Annotated in this window: 23 protein-coding genes; 12 read left to right on the top strand and 11 right to left on the bottom strand. The window is 49.4% G+C overall.

Features of this window, described 5'->3' with window-relative positions:
• Window positions 1-146: 146 nt before the first annotated feature.
• A complete protein-coding gene (locus RSA72_RS09880) occupies window positions 147-827 on the bottom strand; it encodes a hypothetical protein (RefSeq protein WP_332622093.1) in 681 nt (226 codons plus the stop codon).
• 189 nt (window positions 828-1,016) lie between these two features.
• Between RSA72_RS09880 and RSA72_RS09875 the strand changes: the two genes are divergently transcribed.
• The 7 genes from RSA72_RS09875 to RSA72_RS09845 all read left to right on the top strand — a co-directional run bounded on the left by RSA72_RS09875 (window position 1,017) and on the right by RSA72_RS09845 (window position 8,551).
• Window positions 1,017-2,477, top strand: coding sequence for a TolC family protein (locus tag RSA72_RS09875; protein ID WP_332622092.1), 1,461 nt, complete (start codon window positions 1,017-1,019; stop codon window positions 2,475-2,477).
• Window positions 2,478-2,495: 18 nt separating this feature from the next.
• Window positions 2,496-3,665 (top strand): HlyD family secretion protein, encoded by a 1,170-nt coding sequence (locus tag RSA72_RS09870; protein WP_332622090.1) that lies wholly within the window; start codon window positions 2,496-2,498, stop codon window positions 3,663-3,665.
• 11 nt (window positions 3,666-3,676) lie between these two features.
• Window positions 3,677-4,807 carry an ABC transporter permease gene (locus tag RSA72_RS09865; protein ID WP_332622097.1) on the top strand — a complete coding sequence of 377 codons (1,131 nt, stop codon included), beginning with the start codon at window positions 3,677-3,679 and terminating at the stop codon, window positions 4,805-4,807.
• Window positions 4,804-5,898, top strand: coding sequence for an ABC transporter permease (locus tag RSA72_RS09860; protein ID WP_332622089.1), 1,095 nt, complete (start codon window positions 4,804-4,806; stop codon window positions 5,896-5,898). Before RSA72_RS09865 ends, RSA72_RS09860 begins: the two co-directional genes overlap by 4 nt.
• Window positions 5,899-6,164: 266 nt before the next feature.
• On the top strand, window positions 6,165-7,460 hold the full coding sequence (gltP, locus tag RSA72_RS09855) for a glutamate/aspartate:proton symporter GltP (protein ID WP_332622087.1): 1,296 nt from the start codon (window positions 6,165-6,167) through the stop codon (window positions 7,458-7,460).
• Between the two features lie 487 nt (window positions 7,461-7,947).
• Window positions 7,948-8,121, top strand: a complete 174-nt coding sequence (locus RSA72_RS09850; protein WP_332622086.1) for a hypothetical protein — start codon at window positions 7,948-7,950, stop codon at window positions 8,119-8,121.
• A gap of 223 nt (window positions 8,122-8,344) precedes the next feature.
• Window positions 8,345-8,551, top strand: coding sequence for a KTSC domain-containing protein (locus RSA72_RS09845; protein ID WP_068907564.1), 207 nt, complete (start codon window positions 8,345-8,347; stop codon window positions 8,549-8,551).
• 66 nt (window positions 8,552-8,617) lie between these two features.
• Here RSA72_RS09845 and RSA72_RS09840 read toward each other — a convergent pair whose 3' ends face one another.
• The 6 genes from RSA72_RS09840 to RSA72_RS09815 form a co-directional block, all read right to left on the bottom strand.
• Complete coding sequence (locus RSA72_RS09840; protein ID WP_332622085.1) at window positions 8,618-9,208, bottom strand: O-methyltransferase; 591 nt, start codon at window positions 9,206-9,208, stop codon at window positions 8,618-8,620.
• Window positions 9,209-9,499: 291 nt separating this feature from the next.
• Complete coding sequence (locus tag RSA72_RS09835; RefSeq protein ID WP_332622084.1) at window positions 9,500-9,715, bottom strand: DUF1653 domain-containing protein; 216 nt, start codon at window positions 9,713-9,715, stop codon at window positions 9,500-9,502.
• A 210-nt stretch (window positions 9,716-9,925) separates the two neighbouring features.
• On the bottom strand, window positions 9,926-10,285 hold the full coding sequence (locus RSA72_RS09830; RefSeq protein ID WP_332622082.1) for a roadblock/LC7 domain-containing protein: 360 nt from the start codon (window positions 10,283-10,285) through the stop codon (window positions 9,926-9,928).
• A 45-nt stretch (window positions 10,286-10,330) separates the two neighbouring features.
• On the bottom strand, window positions 10,331-11,299 hold the full coding sequence (locus tag RSA72_RS09825; protein ID WP_332622080.1) for a hypothetical protein: 969 nt from the start codon (window positions 11,297-11,299) through the stop codon (window positions 10,331-10,333).
• 63 nt (window positions 11,300-11,362) lie between these two features.
• Window positions 11,363-11,782: a roadblock/LC7 domain-containing protein gene (locus RSA72_RS09820; protein ID WP_374575090.1), complete on the bottom strand. Its 420-nt coding sequence runs from the start codon at window positions 11,780-11,782 to the stop codon at window positions 11,363-11,365.
• Between the two features lie 18 nt (window positions 11,783-11,800).
• Window positions 11,801-12,334 carry a GTP-binding protein gene (locus RSA72_RS09815; protein ID WP_332622079.1) on the bottom strand — a complete coding sequence of 178 codons (534 nt, stop codon included), beginning with the start codon at window positions 12,332-12,334 and terminating at the stop codon, window positions 11,801-11,803.
• Window positions 12,335-12,875: 541 nt separating this feature from the next.
• On the opposite strand from RSA72_RS09815, the gene RSA72_RS09810 reads away from it, so the two are divergent.
• The gene (locus RSA72_RS09810; RefSeq protein WP_332622077.1) at window positions 12,876-13,121 is read left to right on the top strand and encodes a hypothetical protein; all 246 of its coding nucleotides are present in this window, start codon (window positions 12,876-12,878) and stop codon (window positions 13,119-13,121) included.
• A gap of 161 nt (window positions 13,122-13,282) precedes the next feature.
• Window positions 13,283-13,474 (top strand): hypothetical protein, encoded by a 192-nt coding sequence (locus tag RSA72_RS09805; RefSeq protein WP_332622094.1) that lies wholly within the window; start codon window positions 13,283-13,285, stop codon window positions 13,472-13,474.
• Window position 13,475: 1 nt separating this feature from the next.
• Here RSA72_RS09805 and RSA72_RS09800 read toward each other — a convergent pair whose 3' ends face one another.
• The 3 genes from RSA72_RS09800 to RSA72_RS09790 form a co-directional block, all read right to left on the bottom strand.
• Window positions 13,476-14,108: a LysE family transporter gene (locus tag RSA72_RS09800; protein ID WP_332622076.1), complete on the bottom strand. Its 633-nt coding sequence runs from the start codon at window positions 14,106-14,108 to the stop codon at window positions 13,476-13,478.
• Window positions 14,109-14,247: 139 nt separating this feature from the next.
• Window positions 14,248-14,820 (bottom strand): FxsA family protein, encoded by a 573-nt coding sequence (locus RSA72_RS09795; RefSeq protein ID WP_332622075.1) that lies wholly within the window; start codon window positions 14,818-14,820, stop codon window positions 14,248-14,250.
• 245 nt (window positions 14,821-15,065) lie between these two features.
• The gene (locus RSA72_RS09790) at window positions 15,066-16,574 is read right to left on the bottom strand and encodes a SmvA family efflux MFS transporter (RefSeq protein WP_332622074.1); all 1,509 of its coding nucleotides are present in this window, start codon (window positions 16,572-16,574) and stop codon (window positions 15,066-15,068) included.
• 120 nt (window positions 16,575-16,694) lie between these two features.
• Between RSA72_RS09790 and RSA72_RS09785 the strand changes: the two genes are divergently transcribed.
• Window positions 16,695-17,294 carry a TetR family transcriptional regulator gene (locus RSA72_RS09785; RefSeq protein WP_332622073.1) on the top strand — a complete coding sequence of 200 codons (600 nt, stop codon included), beginning with the start codon at window positions 16,695-16,697 and terminating at the stop codon, window positions 17,292-17,294.
• Here the strand turns inward: RSA72_RS09785 and RSA72_RS09780 are convergent.
• A complete protein-coding gene (locus RSA72_RS09780) occupies window positions 17,271-17,531 on the bottom strand; it encodes a hypothetical protein (RefSeq protein ID WP_332622072.1) in 261 nt (86 codons plus the stop codon). The genes RSA72_RS09785 and RSA72_RS09780 overlap by 24 nt on opposite strands.
• 35 nt (window positions 17,532-17,566) lie before the next feature.
• On the opposite strand from RSA72_RS09780, the gene RSA72_RS09775 reads away from it, so the two are divergent.
• A complete protein-coding gene (locus RSA72_RS09775) occupies window positions 17,567-18,052 on the top strand; it encodes a MarR family winged helix-turn-helix transcriptional regulator (protein WP_332622071.1) in 486 nt (161 codons plus the stop codon).
• A 69-nt stretch (window positions 18,053-18,121) separates the two neighbouring features.
• Complete coding sequence (locus tag RSA72_RS09770; protein WP_332622069.1) at window positions 18,122-18,460, top strand: DUF6616 family protein; 339 nt, start codon at window positions 18,122-18,124, stop codon at window positions 18,458-18,460.
• Window positions 18,461-18,704: the final 244 nt, after the last annotated feature.

Genomic DNA, 18,704 nt, shown 5'->3' with positions numbered 1-18,704 from the left:
ACCAGCACAGAAGTTGTACGCGCGCATGATTTTTCCTTTCAGAGTGAAACACAATAAAATGATGGCATTTAACCATAGATAGCCCAGTCTTGCAGTAATTTATCCTGAAAATATTTCAATACTGCCGGACATTTAAAGCTGAATTTTCAATAAAGATCTGATCTTTTCACCGGCTTGATTATTTCAATAAACGGCTCGCCGGCCAGCGCATAGCTGACGATCCTCAGGATTAAGGCCGGAATGACGACAGCGGCATGTATCAGCATGGCTAAGCTTAAATAAACGGCAAATTCCAGCCAGCGCAGCGGCGCTAAAAATACCGTTTTTTTATGCGCCAGTTTCAGCCGCTTCAGTTCTGACAGGCGCGCAGCGCCGTTCGCATCAATCCACTGGCGGGACTGGGCGTCATAGGTATTGCTGCTGACCAAGCCGCGCCGGTAGGCCTGCAGCATGCGTTTCGGCTTCAGGAAAAAGCCGGTAGAAAGCGCGATCAGGTTCATGACGCCTAAAACCGGATGGCGGAACATTGACCCTGTACCGAGTTCCCATGCGCTGACCTCGCCTTCACCGATGCGCCCGACCGTATAGCCAGTCAAAATATGATGCATATCGTGATATTTCAAATATTTATGCCGGACGCCAATATTCGGCATAGGCACAATCAGGCAACCGGTATAAACGCCTACCGTCAGCGGTTCGCGGTCACCGGCGATTGGCCCGAAGCCGTTTTTCTGATAAAAAAGTTCCACCGCTTCATTCAGCGTGCAGGAATCTGCAAAATTATTTGGCGCTTTAACTTGTAAATTCATCTTATATTTATTAAACATGAAAGGCATCCTGACCCAATATAAGCGATAATTTCAGTTTTTACAGCTTTGATTTATTATGAAAATATAGACGCTTGTATAAAAAACACATTGCCCGGCCCTTGCCTTATAATTGAAATGACAATGCGGAGAGTCTATTGGATGTTACAGCGTTCCTCAGTTTTTTTTAAGCCTCAATCCCAAAGCGCCATGCAGAAGAGCGCTGAGGCTGCGCGGCGTGGCGCCCTGTTCACCGCCTCCATGCTGTTCAGCTCAATCTGCCTTGCGCAAAGCATCAGCTATCAGCAGGCGGAGCAGAATGCGCTGCGGGATTCCTACACCACGCAGGCCCATCAGGCGCTGCAACAGGCGTCACAGCTGGAAGCGGAGGCACTAAAAGGCTTAGGGCTGCCGCGGGTTGATTTCAACGTGCGCGCCTATGCCTTTCATAATGAGCTGGATGTGCCTTTAGGCGCGCTGAAAAATAATTTAGAACAGACGCTGTCCAATGGCGTCAGCAGTAAAATTGATGAATGGCAAGGTACTTTAGGCAGCGCAGCTGACCCCTTGAAAGACAGCTTAAATCAAACCATTCATGACGGTGTCGGCCTGATTCCAGATTCATCGCAGGTGGTTTTGGAAGATCAGGTCATGCGACCGACCGTTTCCATCACAATGCCTTTATATACCGGCGGACTGACATCCAGCGCCAAGGAAGCCGCCAGCTTAAAGGCCCAGCGCAGCCAGCTGAACAGCAGGCAGCAGCAGGATCTGCAGCGCTTTGAGCTCATTCAGGCCTATTTTAATGCGCAGCTGCAGAAGCAGCTGCTGGCCAGCAGCCAGTTTAATTTAGACGCCATACAGGCCCATTACCGCAATGCGCTGAAACTGGAACAGCAGGGCTTTATCAGCAAAGGCCAGCGCATGCAGTTTGAAGTGGCGCGCAACAATGCCCAGCGCTCGCATCAAAATGCGGACGCCGGCTATAAATCCAGCCTGTTTCAGCTGAATAACCTGCTGCAAAGCAGCCAAATTACCGATTTAACCACCCCGCTGTTTGTCAATTCCACGCAAAATCTGGCCTTAAATCATCTGCTGAAAAGCTTTCCGGAACATTCCGCGCTGATTCAGAAAATGCAGATGGATACCCGGCTGGCCAATGCCAATGTCAAAGCGCAGAATGCCGCCAAAAAGCCCAGCCTGTTCGCCTTTGGCGAATACAGCCTGGATGACAAGCAGAACTGGATTGTCGGCGTCGGCGCGCGCTACAACTTATTTTCCGGCATCGATAAAAGCAAAAATGTGCAGGCTGCAGAACTGCAGCGCTACGCCTCTGAACTGATGACCGAGCGCGCCAAACAGGAAATTGAAAGCGTCATTTACAGCGCCTACAGCGAAGCCGCCGCGGCGCAGCAGAGCGATCAGCTGCTGCAGCAGAACCTGAAAGCGGCGCAGGAAAATTTGCGCATTCAGGAGCTGTCTTTTAAAGAAGACATGGGCACCGCCGCGCAAGTGATTGACGCGCAGAATGCGCTCAGCGGATTAAAATCTGAAACCGCGCTGAATGCCTATAAATACGTGATGTCGCTGGCCACGCTGCTGCAAAGCCACGGCTCCATTGAACAGTTCCAAACCTATATCAGCCAGCCCAATACGCGCTATGTCCGTTAATTGCAGATGGGGAAATGCATGAATCAAGATCAAAATACACCTGATCCGCAAAACAGCCCTGCTTCTTCTGAGCTGCCGGCAGAGAGCGCCGCGCCAGCCAATGCAGCGGAACAGAACGCAACAGCGGATAGCGCCGCGCCGGAAGCCGGCGCAGCCAAAGCTCCGGCGGATCAGCCGGCTGCGGAAAATGCCGATGCGAAAAAATCCGGCGCGCTTAAAGCAATTGGCCTGACGGCGCTGATTCTGCTGCTGGGGCTGATTGCTTTCGGCTTATGGAAAAGCTACCAGCCGGAAGCGCTTGAACTGCAGGGCCGCGTTGAAGCGGAAACCATCCATGTATCAACCAAAGTCCCGAGCCGCATAGAAGAAATCTATGTGCAGGATGGGCAGAAAGTGGAAAAAGGCCAGGAGCTGGTGCGCCTGTACAGCCCGGAAGTTGACGCCAAGAAGCAGCAGGCTTTAGCAGCGCTGCAGTCTGCCCTTGCCCTGCAGGCGACGGCTGAGCGCGGTTCGCAGGAAGAAAATATTGCAACGCTGTACGCCAATTGGCAGGCGGTGAAAGCGCAGCAGGCTTTGGCGCAAACCACTTACCAGCGCGGCGCCAAGCTGTTTCAGGAAGGCGTAATTTCACGCCAGCGCCGCGATGAGCTGCAGGCCGCTGCGGTTTCGGCAGCCGGAATGGCCGAAGCATCCTATCAGCAGTATGCCCGCGCCAAGCGCGGCAGCACGCCTGAACAGAAATCATCTGCAGATGCGCAGGTGGAAATTGCCAAAGCCGCCGTAGCCGAAGCCAATGCGCTGGAAGCTGAAACCAAGCTGCTGGCGCCCATCCGCGGCACGGTGTCCAAAACCTACGGCAAAGCCTCTGAACTGGTGGCAATGGGCGTGCCTGTGGTCAGCATTATTGAAGATAATGATGTATGGGTCAGCCTGAATGTGCGCGAAGACCAGTATCAGTCCGTCTATACAGCCAAAACCATGAGCGGCTATATTCCCGCGCTAGGCCAAAGCGCGGCCTTTAAAATTAAGCATATTGATGCCGAAGGCGAATTCGCCACCATTAAAACCACACGCCAGACCGGCGGCTATGACATCCGCAGCTTTAAAGTCCATCTGGCGCCGGCGCAAGCCATTCCCGGCTTAAAAGCCGGCATGAGCGTGCTGTTTAAAGTAACAGAGGCGCAATAACCATGCGGGCAATGCTGGCGGGCCTGCTGCGTGAACTGCGCTATCTGCTCAAGCATAAGTGGGACTTGTGCCTGGTCACGCTGGCGCCTTTATTCGTTATTGTCATGTTCAGCAGCATGTTTGCGCAGGGCAAGCCTGAACACTTGCCGGTTGCGGTGATTGATCAGGACCAGAGCGGGCTCAGCAGGAATATTGCACGCTATTTAAGCCTGAACCATACTTTGCAGATTGCAGAAATTACCGACAATCAGGCCGATGCAGAATATTTGCTGAATCAAAATAAAATCTGGGGCTATGTGCATATCCCTGCCGGCGCAGAACAGCGCCTGGTGCAGGCCAAAGATGCGCAAATCAGCATCGCTTTTAATCAAAGCTACTTCAGTGTGGGCAATACAGTTTCCTCCGCCATGCTGCTGAGCACTGTGCAGGCAGCGGCGGATTTTACCGGCCAGAATTATCTGGAAAATAAAATCCCCTATCTGGATGCGCCGGCGCCGAATGTCAAAATTTCCCCTTTGTATAATCCCGGCCTGAATTATGAGTTCTATTTAGAGCCTTACATGATTCCAGCCATACTGCATTTACTGCTGTGCTGCTGCGTGGCTTTTTCTGTAGGGCAGGAACTGAAATTCCAAACCTCGGATCAATGGCTGAATCAGCACAGCCTATTCAGCGCGCTATTGTCTAAAAATCTGGCCTATATTTTAATTTTCAGCGCATGGACATGGCTGTGGATGGTTTGGCTGATCGGCATCCGCGGCTGGTTCGTTTCCGGCCATTTGTGGCTGATTCTGGCGGCGCAGATGCTGCTGTACAGCGCCTACGCCTTTCTCAGCAGCGCCATTGTGCTGGCGACAAAAAACCTCAGCAAGACCTTTGGCTTTATTGCCGTGTACGGCGGCTCATCGCTGAGTTTCGCCGGCGTGACGCTGCCGCTGAACAATGCGCCGCTGTTTACCAAGTTCTGGGCGCATATTATCCCCTACACGCCTTATGCCAAACTGCAGACTGAACAGTGGGTGATCGGCAGCCCGCTGTCCTCTTCGCTGCAGCCTTTTGCAGTCCTGCTGATCTATGCCGTGCTGTATTTTGCGCTGGCTTACACCTTCCTGAAAAAATACGCCAAGGGGATGCAGCCATGAAGCGGTTTTTTCAGCATTACCTCAAAACTTTCAAAGACATCGCCGCCAATTCATCCCTGCTGACCACTTTGATTCTGTCGGTCTTCATGTACAGCTTTTTCTATCCGACCGCCTATCAGGCGCAGCAGGCGCAGGCCCTGCCGATTATTATTGTCGATGAAGAGCAGAGCGCAGTGACCTCGGCAATTATTGGGCAGGTAGCCAACAGCCCGAATGTGGAAATTAAGGCCGTGACCGGCAACTTTGCAGAAGCCGAGCGCATGATTCAGCGCCAGCAGGCCGACGGCATCCTGCTGCTGCCGGAAAATCTGTCCGGCAGCCTCCGCCGTGGAGAAACCGGCGGTGTTGGCCTGTATCTGAGCGCAGCCAACTTCCTCAAAACCAAGCAGATTGGCCTTGGCCTTGCGGCCTCCATAGAAAATGCCCTGGCGGAACAGGCGGAAAAATTCGGCCGCCTGTCGCATTTCTCCCCGGCCCTTTCCATTCATCAAATCCCGCTGTTTAATGCATTATCCGGCTACGGCAGCTATATTTTTCCGGCGGTGGCGCCGCTGATCATTCATCAAACCATTGTGCTGGGCTTATGCATGCTGCTGGCGGGTTACCGTGAACAGCAGCAATGGCGCCCTGAACCTGCAGAGTTCTGGGGCATCTTTTTTGCCATTTTCACCATTGGCTGCTTAGGCTGCCTGTATTTATTCGGCTTCACCTTCTGGCTGTATGACTACCCGCGCGGCGGCAATTTTACCGGCATGCTGATTGGCGTGCCGGTTTTTATCGGCTGCGTGACTGGCGCCGCCATGCTGCTGGCCTCTTTTCTGGATATGCCCGAGCGTGCAGGCCATCTGATTGTTTTTACCTCTATTCCGCTGTTTCTGCTGTCCGGCGCGGCCTGGCCGCATGCCGCCATGCCGCTATGGCTGCAGGGGCTGGGCGAATTCCTGCCGTCAACCCAAGGCATTCAAATGTTTATTCAGCTGAACCAAATGGGCGTGCCGGCTGAAATTGTCATTCCGAAACTGATTTACCTGAGCGCCTTTGGCGCAATCTGCCTGATTTGGGCCTATTGGCGTTTAAAACTTAGGCCATAGGAGTCATTTATTAATCATTTTTATTTAATTTATAAATTAAATTAATACATAAAATCGGATTGTTAACTTAAACTGAAAAAATAATAAGCAAATAAACCAGCCAAGCGAAAAAAAGTTAGCTCATTTTTTATAAGCGCTTCACAATACAATTCTCCCAGTCTGCCAAAATTGCTCTTGCCTTTATTGCCCGCCACTTTTTCCGTGCTGCGGCGTCAAGAGCTGCTGTGGAATTTTTTTGCCCCTAATTTAGTTTTTCAGAGCTGAGTATGAAAAAAATTAAGATAAGCCTTGCATGGCAAATCGTGATTGCGCTGATTTTAGGTATACTTTTAGGCTCTTTTCTCCACTATTCTCCTGAATACCGTGACGCCTTAGTAAATAATTTATTGACTCCGCTGGGTTCAATTTTTATTAACCTGATCAAAATGATCGTTATCCCGCTTGTGGTTTCAATGCTGATTTTAGGCATTGCGAACGCAAGCCACGGCACGAACGTCGGCAAGCTTGGTTTCAAAACCATCCTGTATTTTGAAATCATTACCACCATTGCCATTATCGTCGGCTTAGTCGCCGCCAATATCTTCCAGCCCGGCGCCGGCATTGACATGTCCAGCCTGACGCAGGTGGATATTTCAAAATATCAGGAAACCAGCCACGAAGTCAGCCAGCATTCGCATGGCCTGGTGCAAACCATTCTGTCGCTGATTCCGTCCAACTTTTTCGCAGCTTTAACCAGCGGGCAAATGCTGCCGATTATTTTCTTCTCGGTTTTATTCGGCATCGGCTTAGGCTCTTTGGCGCAGGAAACCAAGCAGCCGCTGATTAATGTGCTGCATGCTGTTTCTGAAACCATGTTCAAAGTGACGCACATGATTATGCTGTTTGCGCCGCTGGGCGTCTTCGGCTTAATCGCCGCTACGGTGGCGAACTTCGGCTTCAGCTCCCTGCTGCCTTTGGTTAAATTGGCGCTGCTGGTCTATGGCGCAATTTTCTTCTTCATCTTTATTATTTTAGGCTTTGTGGCCAAAATTTGCGGTTTCAGCATTTGGACCATTATTAAAATCTTAAAAGATGAGCTGATTCTGTCCTATTCAACCGCCAGTTCAGAAACTGTGCTGCCGCGGATTATGGAAAAAATGGAAGCTTACGGCGCGCCAAAGCCGATTACCAGCTTCGTGATTCCTATCGGCTATTCGTTCAATTTGGATGGTTCAACGCTGTATCAAAGCATTGCTGCTATTTTTATTGCGCAGCTGTACGGCATTGACCTCAGCTTAGGCCAGCAGGTTATTCTGGTGCTGACGCTGATGATCACCTCCAAGGGCATCGCCGGCGTTCCGGGTGTGTCTTTTGTGGTGCTGCTGGCCACTTTAGGCAGTGTCGGCATTCCGCTGGAAGGCTTGGCCTTTATTGCGGGCATTGACCGGATTTTAGATATGGCGCGCACTGTGCTGAACGTCATCGGAAATGCTTTGGCTGTGCTGGTAATCAGCAAATGGGAAGGCCAGTTCGATTACGAAAAGCAGAAAAACTACAATTTCAAAGCCAATGATACTTTATAAATCATAGGTATAGAAAATGATGCGGCGGCGTAAAGCCAGTCCGCTCAACATTTTCTATCCTCCTCCTGAGCAGCAGCGCTGCTCACCTTTTCCAAAGAAGGGATGAACAGCATTGCTGTTCATCCCTTCTTTTATCTTGCACCATATATGGCTCAAGGTTAAGAGAGATTCATCAATCCGTAATAATATAGGGGCTTACTCCGCTGGAATCAGCAGGGAATTTGTCCAAGCATTTAGCGTGTTTGCTGGAACAGTCTAAAATGTTTGTTTTACCTGAAAGATGCTCAAAGCAATGCCCGAGAACCGTCAAAATAAAGCCCAAAAAGTACCCAAGAAAATGCCTGTCAAGTTCTTAACTGACTGGCATGAGCGCTTCCTGCGCGGTTTTTCATTTGCCTGATCAGCCTGCTTCCAGCTTCTGCCAGTACCGCCAGACAAAAATCATCAGCGGCAGCAAAGTTCAGCTGAAAATCTGCAGAATCAGCTGATGCGCCGAAATAAAAGCCTGATTTTCCGCTGCCTGAAGCAGCTGAACGGCCGCTTTTTTGACGGCCTGAAGAATATTGTGCAGCTGGAAATGACCGGTTTAGACGCGCAGTTCTTCTTGCAGCAGCCGAAAATCATCCAGCATGAAGTTTTATCGCTTTTATTGCCAGTTTAATCTTAAAGTTATCTGAAAATCTTATTGGCAATGCTCGGATGGGCCACATACGCTGAAGATGCAGGCGGCTGGCGGCTGCCGCTGAAAACCGGAGCTTTGCCGCCTGAAATAAAACGGCTGGAATATTTACAAAACTGCAATATTCGCCTGTTCAAAAACCGTCTAATTTCAAAAGGTAACAGACAGAATCTGCGAATAATAAAATAACTTATGCGAGGTGCTTATGGGAACACAGCTTGCCGTGAAATCCTGGAAATACAGTGCTTCATCGCGCTATCTTAAAATCTTTTACACCAATGGAACCGGCGACCTGTACCACCCTGTTCCTGAGTTTATTTATAACAACATGATGCGCTGTCATGATAAAGCAGCCTTTGTGCACAAATACTTAGAATATGACCTGCACTTCACCCGCATCAGCATTCAATAATAGGCATAAAAGCAGCCATCAGAACTCAGGTTTTGATGGCTTCCGCACAGGCATTTGGCCATGCAGTCAAACCGCAGTGACCAGCAGCAGGCCGGCGCCGACCGGCAGGCTGACGCAGGCAAAGCGCTTATCCGCCTCAACCATGCCAATAAATTCAGCAACTTCCGACGCATGCGACAGCACATTGTCCACAGCCAACAGCCCGCCTTTGGACTGCATGATCTGCGCTAAATAGGGCCAATAGGCCACGTAGGCATCGCGTTCGGCATCCAGCAGAATAAAATCATAGCGCTCATTGCACTGCTGCAGAAACGCCAGCGCATCGCCGACTTTAAAATCTACAGCATGGTGCAGATGCAGCTGCGCGGCATGACGCTGCGCCTTCCGGCTGCGCTCAGCGTCAATTTCAACGGTCGTGACATGGCCCTGCGTGCTTTGCGCGGCATTGGCCAGCCAAAGCGTTGAATAGCCTGTAGAAGTGCCGATTTCCAGAATTTTCCGCGCCTGCTGGGCGCGAATCAATACGGCTAACAAGCGCGCAGAGTCAGGCTCTATGTTGCGGAAGCGATGCAGGCGGTCTGACTGCAAAGCGTCATGCGCCTGAAAGCTCTGGTAAAGCGCGTCTGCCTGCGCCAAGAATTCTTCCGTCAAACTCATGATTTCCCCCCTTGTTTTAATAATGGCTTACCGTGTCTAATGCCAGTCAGTTAAGCATTTTTAATCCTCCCCTTGCGCAGCAGTGCTGCTCACCTTTTTCAAAGGAGGGAGTATTTTGAAATTCAATACAGTCTTGAATTCCTTGCACAGCAATGCTGTTCATCCCCCTCTTTTTCCTTGCGCCATATATGGCTCAGGGTTAGGGGAGATTTATCAATCAGCAATAATGAAACTTCGCTTAACTGATCAGCATTACTCACCGATTCAGCGTTCAAGTAGCGCAGCAGCAGCTCAGGTTTCCTGAATCAGCTGAAAGCGCGCCACAGTTTTTCCTTCCACGGTCACGCTTTCTGTGAACATTTCCAAGGGCCTCACCCACATGGAATAATCGCCATACAGGCACTGGTAAACCGCCAGCTTTTCTTCTGTTTCGCTATGGGTCGCTACATGAAAAACCTGATACAGCTGGCCTTTATAGTGCTGGTAAATGCCTTTTTTCAACATCATTTATAATCCGGAATTCAACCCGCAGACTATAGCATTAAATGCCGAAAAGCGCTTGGCAGCAGGCGCGTGCCTAGGTTGCATGGCTGGCTGAAGGCAAATGCAGGAACTGTTTTGCTATTTTCCGGCGCTAAAAGCCGGGCGCAATAAACAGGCCAGCCGCCCGGATGATTTCACCCGGGCGGCTGGCCTGCTTAAAAAAGAACTGAGCGATTATGAGAAATCGAGTTCTTTTTCGAATCCTTTCAGCTCATAGCGCGCCATGGCTAAATTCGCCTTAGAACGGTCTAAAACCAGGTATAAAAACAGCGACTCATTTGAATCTAAAGGGCGGATCAGGTGATACTGTTTGCCCAAAGTAATTAAAATATCTTCAATGGTGTCATTCAGCTGCAGCGCTTTAGCCACTTTGCGCTTTGCCCGCAGCACTTCTGTATTGCCGGCTGCCGCCAGCTCCAAATCCACTATTCCGGTTCCCTGCGCTGCCAGCGCCAAACCGCTTTCGCTGTCCACCAGCGCTGCAGCGATAAAACCGTCAATTTCCGTCAGCTGATCTAAAGTTACTTTTGCCATCGTTTTTTTCTCTTCTCAAGTAAGGGGAAAGCCCCCAGTAAATTTTTAAAGGCCTAATTTTTTGCGCAGTTTTCCAAAAAATCCGCGGATCATCTGCATTTGGCCCGATGCAGGCTCCGCCGCTGGCGCAGTAAAGCCGGCTTCCGATTCTTCAATAAATTGCCCCAGTCTGAGCAGCGCAGCCATTGCTACAAATTTCTCCACGGCCTCCTCCGACATGGCTAAATGCTCCGCTACCGCCTGCAGCTTTGCGCCTTTGGCAAAGCAGGCTGCTGCTTTCAGCAGGTTCCTGCGTTCAAAGCCTTTTTCGCACTGCGGCCAAATCTGCAGTTTAAAATACTGATTGGCCTGCACCGCGGGCAAAGCCAAGCCCTTTGAATGATTTACCGTCTGCCACAGCCAGCTCCGCAAATCCTGCGCGGTTAACTCTTTTGCAATATCCTGAGCAAATTGATTGGTGGCATAAGTTTGATGTAATGTTTCATTAAATATGATGCTGCCGCCGGCCTGCTTTACCCAAACACGCTCGGTCATGGTATCTACCAGCGCAACAAAGCCATGCGAATCCCGCAGCTGAATAAAGCCGTTGCGCGGGGTAAAAATTTCACTGAAAACATCATCCACAGCAGCTTGACCCGCCGCAGCGGCAAAAGGCGCGCCTAAGGCCTGATATGGCGGCTCATATGCATAATCAAGCAGCTGCTCCTGCATCCATTCAGTCAAACTGTCCAGCCGCATAAAGGGATAAGCCAGCTGATCCCCCATCACCAATCCGGCACTTTCAGGCTGCTTAACCAGCCGCAGATAGGCGCGCGCATGCTGCTGAATGATGCGCTGAATATTATTCGAGCTAAAAAACAGATCGTTTACAAGCAGCAGGTCTATTTTATGTTCAGCAATATTCACCCACTGAATTTGAATATGCGCGGGCACGGCCAGAAGAATTTGTTTTTTCATCTGATCTAAGACCGTTAAGCCTAAGCCGAAAATTGCAATATTAAGAACTTGATTCATAAACCAATAATTTTAAAATATAAGATTATTCAATTGCGCCCTGCAAGGCGGCAGAGGCTGAGTTCAAACGCCGCCATGCTCTGCTGCAATATTTTCAGCAGCTTTTTTTACGCTATACAGCAGCTGGCCCAGCAGGACATCTTTGCCTGCCAAAGCCACAATCAGCATAGGGTACTGAGGGTGCGCAACCGCTGACAAAACAGCTTTGCCATTGTCGGCGTCCAGCGTGATGGTTTGGCAGCCCTGAAGCTGGATTTCAGACACAAAGGCTGAAACCATCGCCAGGATGGAACTGCCAACGGCAGCGATTTTCCCTGTATTGCCCAAGTTCTTTTTAGACGCTAAAGCCAGCTCAAAGCCGTCCGAAGAACAAAGCATTACAGAATCCAGGCCCTGCACTGCATTCAACAATTCCTGAATTTGCTTTAGCCCTTTCTGGACTAAGCTGGGCGGCGCCTGGCGCATATTGACGGCTGAAGACATAAATGGCTGATCCAGTAGTTAAGCGGTTTGAATTTCTACAGATGCAATTAATGATTCAATCATCAATAAAACATCATCTTTTTGCCGCGCATCGGCTGCAAACAGCGGATAGCAGCAGCGGCGGACGGCCATCCAGTCACGGTAAATTTTCAGCATCTGATCATCTTGCTCATCTAAATGCGTCACGCCAACCACAATATTCTCACTGTAGCTTTGAAACGCTTTCAGATAAAACTCTAAATCCTGCAAGCGTTCCGCGCGCGTATGGTCAATTAAAATGACCGCGCCAATTGCGCCCTTGCATACAATTGGCCACATAAAATCAAAGCGCTCTTGCCCCGGCGTTCCATAAAGGCCAATTTTAATATCGCCTTCCAGATGGATTTCCCCGTAATCAATGCCCACTGTGGTTAAATATTTAGCATGCGCTTCAGTGTCTGTATTCATGGCTTCTGTGGCGACCACCGGAATATCCGACAGCGTTTTGATCGCTGCTGACTTGCCAGCCCCCATTGTCCCGCCAAAGACAATTTTATACTGCTGTAAAATCATCAAAATTCCAAATTTACATGACACAAGTCACACTATATGAGAATAGCGGAGAATTTACCACATTTAAACAAAAAGTAAAATATTTATAATATATAAATGATATTTAATGATTTTAGCTCTTAGCCGGCAAATTAATATTGCCTGACCCGCTTCCGCGGCGCAGGCGCCTGCGCCATTTGCGCGCTCATACATCATGGATGCTTTGCGTTTAAAACCGCAGTTCCTCTTATCTTTGATGCGCCAAGGCTGCTGGAAAATGCGCACCCATTCAGCGAATGCCGCGCGGCACCGCATTTTCTGAAACATATCCGCAGTCTTTTGAAAAATGAAATTGTAACTTTTTCTGCAGGAATTTCGCTGAATTCAATTATAAAAACATAAGCTTAGCCATTTGCACTGCGGGTTTTAATTTTGTGACTTTACAGATTATTACCGCCGTATTGTACGCATACAATTACTGACATAAGATAAACAAACAGCCCAGCAGTCCTGGCTGAAAATTAAAAAAACAACAGCTGCGTCAGATAATAAGGAGAAAAATATGCACTATCAGTATCACTGTGCCTGCTGCAACAAGGTCGTTGCTTCTACTGACAAAGAATGCACCCGCTGCGGTTCACACACCATCCAAAGCCCCTTTGGCTTTTGGATTTTCTGCATTATCGCCTGCCTGGCTGCAGCCCTGATTTTCAAAGCCGCGCATCTCTATCTGCAGGATCATCAGGAAGTGCCTGTGCAGCAGTCGCTGTTTGATGTGCTTCAGCAAGACAGCAAATCCGCCAAATAAAAATTGATGAAAAAAACCTGATCCAGCATCAGGTTTTTTTATGGCGCTCAGGCTTGGCCTTGCCTGCTGAAGCCGGCCGCCTGAAAGCTCACATGCGCAATCAGCATTTTGCTCTGCGCGCTTTTGCATTAAACTAAGCGCATTGATTTGAGGAAAGCATGATGGTGCAATTGATTAAAAAAGGCGGCCTGCGAGAACGCGCCAACCGCAGCCGGAGCTATCAGGGTTCTGAAAATACCGAAGCTTCGCTGAAGCCGAACCGCTACCGCCAGGAAGAAATCAAAGCAGAAAGCTTGGCGCCTTCCCCTGCTGAATTAAAGCTGGCGGATGCCGCAAAAAATCCAGACGCCTAAATCATAAGACCTGAAGCGCATCCAGCCACAGCCAAACCGCAAAGGCTAAAAACAGCGCGCCGGAGATGATGTCGATATAGCTGCCGGAGCGCTGATACAGCGCTTTAATTTTCGGCATGGATAAAATCAGCATCAGCACGCTGAACACCAGAAAAGTCTGAATTGGAATAATAAACGCCAGCTGGGTTTTAAGATGCGCGCCCGCAGAGGAACTGAGCGCCAGCGAAAATACGCTGCTGAAATAAATCAGCGTTTTCGGGTTGGATAAATTGGTGAATAGGCCCAGCATGAAATAGTTATCCGGCTTTTCAGCTTGCGCCTCTGGCTCCAGCGCAGTTTCCTGCTTCAGGCTTTTTAAGCCACCGTTCAGCATGGCCCAGCCCATTTTCGCCAAAAACAGGCCGCCGATGATCATTAAAGCCTGCTGAATCCACGGCAGCTGTTCAATCAGCACAGTAAAGCCCATTAAGGTCAGCGCGACCCAAACCACAATCCCCGCCGATATGCCGGAAATAATTTTTAAGGTATTGGCCCGCGTGGTCGAGGCTGAACTTTTTGCGATCAGCAAGACGTCAGGGCCTGGGCTCAGCTGCGCCACAAAATGCAGCATGCAAATGGTTAAAAGAAGCGACATAGAAAATCAGCAGAATGCCTAAAGCGCGCATTATATCGTTTGTTAAAAATAAATACGCTGCCTGCATGGATTTACTGCAATAAAAAAGCCGGATCAATGGATCCGGCCTGACTTCTTAACTGATCAGCATCCGCACCGCTTAGCGCTGATTGACGTCTTTCAGTTCAATCTGCTTCGCGTCCGGCGTCACTTCGCGCGCTTCGCCGTCAATAATGCTGGAATCGCGCCCGCCTTGCTGGTTCTGCATGTCCTGCATCTGGCGCATCATGTCTGCAAACGGGTTCTGGCCTTGCGCGCCGCCCATGCCGCCCATATCTCCCATCATGCCGCCCATCATTTTTTCCATCATGGCTTGCTGGCGCTTCATCATCACTTTCATCATGGTGGCTTTCAGCGCATTCTGCACAGGCGGAATCAGGATCAGCACGGCAAGAACATCTGTGATCAGGCCCGGAATCATTAATAAAAATCCGGCCAAAAGCTTGGGAAGATTGCCGGATAATGCAGGGTCAGCGCTCATTTGGCCCGCCTGCATCTGCTGCATTTGCGGCATAAGGCCGGCCGAAGATTTCCGCACGATATTCACGCCAATCAAAAACGCGGCGATGAACCAGAAGAACACATACCACATGCTGCCGACGAGGTCACCCACGCCAATCCAGACAAAAACTTCCAGAACTAAGCTTGCAAGGATAATTAGAAATAATTTCATGAAAATTAATCAAATCTCAATTAAATAAATAAAGTGCATCAATCAAGCGCTTAAAATCAGCAGCATGCTTTTTTGATCCGCTTCAGTAACAATATGGGCGTTATTTTATTTTTAAAGGGCCGGCATGTCATTAATATTGATGGCATGCTGCCAAATTATTGAATTATTTATTCTTAATGCGCCAGTTTTCTGCACGCCTGAAAACGATCTGCTCCAAAAACCTTCCTGAACTGGAAAGGCCCGCTTTAATCCTTTCCGCCTGCATCCACCGCAGCTAATGGCTGTTTTGACGGCAGCTTCCACCATATGAATATCGATAATATGAAGAACATGCCGCCTGCAATAGCCAGAACCCGCCCATGTGAAAGCGTGAATGCTTCTGCAGCAGCCTGAATTAAACTCTGCTTTAACGGCTGTTCCAAATGCTTTGCTGCCTGCATGGCTTCAGCAATGGATGCATTGGCGGCAAGCGCAGCCTCCTGCATCAGTCCAGCAGGTAAAATGATCGACTGCGCATAGAAAAACGATAACAGCAGCCCAAAAATAGCAATGCCCAAACCGGCTCCAAGCTCATAAGCCATGCCTTCAATCGCCCCGGCAGCTGTTGCTTTGTGCGGAGGTATAGCAGACATAATGGCTGCGGTTGAAGACAGCAGCGCAATTTCAACGCTGATCCCCATGACAATCATCCATGCCCATGCCTGAAAATGCTGCGCATTAAAGTCAGTCACAGCCAAGCCCCAGAAACTTAGGGCGCACATCAGCATGCCCGCCGCGGCAACAGGACGCAGGCTATAGCGGTTCATCAGAAAACCGGCAAAAGGCCCTCCTATGCTAATCGCAATCATAAAGGGCAGAATAAACAGCCCGGCCTGCAGAGGCGTATAGTTATAGACAAACTGCAGCTCTTGCGACAGCAGCAATTCAAATCCGACTAGGGCAATCATTGCAACTACAGCCATAACAATACTGGCGGAAATGACCGGATGCTTAAATAAGCTGAAATCAATCATCGGGCTGGCCGCTTTCAGCTGATGGCGCACAAACATGCTCAGCAGGCCTGCCCCCAGCATGAAAATTAAGACAGCGGTACTGCTGAACTGGTGCATAGCGGTTTTAACCGCATAAATGATCATAAGAATGGATGCAACCAGCACCAGCGCCTGCATTAGATTTAACGGCTGTTTTTTATCAACTTTCTGCTCAGGCACAATCCATGCGGTCAAAAGCATGACAATGATGATAATCGGCACGTTAATTAAAAACACAGCACCCCATTCAAAGTGCTCCAGCATAAAGCCGCCCAATAACGGGCCAAAGGCTGCGCCGCCCCCGCCAACCGTGCCCCAAATGCCCAAGGCATAGTTTCTCTGCTTTTCAGCTAAAAACGTATTGCGCACCCCGGCTAAAGTCGCCGGCAAAATCATGGCGGCTCCAACGCCCAAAAATGCGCGGGCAGCAATCAGCATATAAGCTGAAGAAGCGAATGCAGCCATGAAAGATGCCAAGCCAAAAATGCCCGCCCCAATCATCATTAAGCGCTTAAAGCCAATGCGGTCACCTAAAGCGCCCATCGGCAGAATCAGGCCGGCCATAATTAATGAATAAATATCAATAACCCACAGCATTTCATTGCCGGACAATGACAGCGCTGTACTTAAAGACGGTATGGCAACATGAAGCACTGTGGCATCAATAGAGACCGGAAGGTAGATTAAAACAATGATTCCGAGCACCATCCAATTGCGGTACATAAAAAGCCTGCTCCAAAGCTGGACACTTGTTCAAATTATGGCGATTATAGCTTAACTTGAACAGACGTCCAACTTAGTTTAGTATCTATTGCGCAGCCCTTACTTTATCTTCAGGCCAATATGATCTATTTAAACCGCGAAGAACGCCGGAAAATGATGCTGAATGCAGCTAAAAAACTGGCTTTGCAGGCAGGCTTTAATGCTTTGACGGTGCGCTGCATCGCCGCGGAGGCTCAGGTTTCTACCGGCCAAGTGCATCACCATTTTCAATCGGCCTCTCATCTGAAGGCTGAAGTATTTCTTGAGCTTATGGATCAGCTGAATGAAGTTGAAGCGCAGATAGAGACGAAGAGCTGGCATGAGCGGGTATCAGTGATTTTAGGCTGTGAAAATATTAAGCAAGTTCAGCCTTATTTGCGTTTATGGAATGAAGCCGAAAGCTTAATTGATCAGGATCAGGAAATTGGCAAAGCCTATAATATTGCTATGGAGCGCTGGCATGATGCTTTGGTTCATCTGATTGATCAGGGAATTCAGCAGCAGGAATTTGCCATTCCGGCAGCAAGCAGCAAAGAAGATGCGGCATGGCGCTTAATTGCATTTGTCTGCGGCTTAGAAAGCATCTGCAAATTAAAGCTCAAAAACTTAGATGAAGAAGCATTTCAAACACATATGAGAATCATGATCAAAATGGAGCTATTCAATCACGCCCCTCAGTGATTGCGCTATAAAATGCTGAAAATCAGCATCATGCATAACAGTTTTTTCAGGGGCTGTTTTTATTCCTGCCCTCCTCAGCTTCAATGCTGCATAGATAAAAGCTGATTTGCAAAGCCATGCCTGTCCGCTCAAAATTGGCCGGTTTTTCTTTTTACAGCCGTAAATGCATATTTGACAGGCGGAAACAGCATCTGCACCCCAGCAAGGCAGCATTGACAGAGCGGAAAAATTAGCCATATAATTAGCCACCATACAATATGGCGCAATACAAAATGCAGCTCGAACAAAAATATCAAGCCCTCATTGATGAGGCGCAGCGGCGGAAAATGCCGGATATCGAAGGAATACAATTATGCTTTCAGACCCTTTCACTGGCGGCCGGCATTGATCGCGGCTGCGCAGCCCAGCTGGCGCCCTACGGCCTTTCTGAGGGGCGCTTTGTGCTTTTGTTTCTGCTCGACGCTGCGCCAGATGGGCTGGCTCCGAATGCGCTGGCCAAACAGGCGGGCGTTACCCGCGCTACCGTGACCGGACTGCTTGACGGCCTGGAGCGTGAAGCGCTGATTGAGCGCCATGCCAATGCCGATGACCGGCGCGCGCTCTGCATCCGGCTTACCCATAAAGGCCGGCAGCTGGCGAAAACAGTCATTGAGCACCATAGCCGCTGGATCGCTGGCCTGTTCGGCGGCCTTTCCAAGCCAGAACGCGAACAGCTGGCCTTTTTGCTTGAAAAAGCGGCAAAAAATACAGAAGCATAAAATGAGCGCTTTTATCCAGCAGCCTGCTCACCGCAGAAGCTGCATCACCTGAAATAAAGGAAAAAAACGATGTCCCATTACCTTGTTGAGCTTTATACCCCCAATGCCGCCTGGAAAGCTTTGCCCGCAGAGGAGCGCCGGCAATTCCTGAGCAATGTCGGCACAGCTATGGGCGGATTATCCGGCATGGGGGTCGAAGTCCTCACCCTGAGCGAAACTCAGCCTGAAATTGATCAAGGCAGTGAGCACCGCTTTCTGGGGATTTGGCGCTTTGCCAGCCAGCAGGCGCGCGATGCATTATTGACCGGCATTCATGCCAGCGGCTGGTATGGCTATTTTGACCATGTAAATGCTGCCGGCGCAGAAAGCAGCTTCACGCAGCATCTTCATGCGCTGGAAAACGCGTAAATTCAGCGCTGCAGTTTTATTCAAGGCCGCTGAGGCAGCCCTGGCCTGCCCCGGGATGCATCACTGACCCTGAAATAGCCTGCACATCAATATTTTTTGCTATTTTTACCTCATAAAAGCAATCGCTAAGCCAGAAGAAATAAAAGCCAAGCCTGTCCCTAATGCCAGTCAGTTAAGAAATTGACTGGTATTTTATTTTTAAATTCTAAATTTTCTTTGATACGCGGAAGCGTCATCCGCAACC

The organism is Acinetobacter sp. (assembly GCF_036659555.1).
Lineage (GTDB): Bacteria > Pseudomonadota > Gammaproteobacteria > Pseudomonadales > Moraxellaceae > Acinetobacter.
Note: the sequence above shows the minus strand (reverse complement) of the source record. Positions and strands in the feature narration are given on the sequence as shown.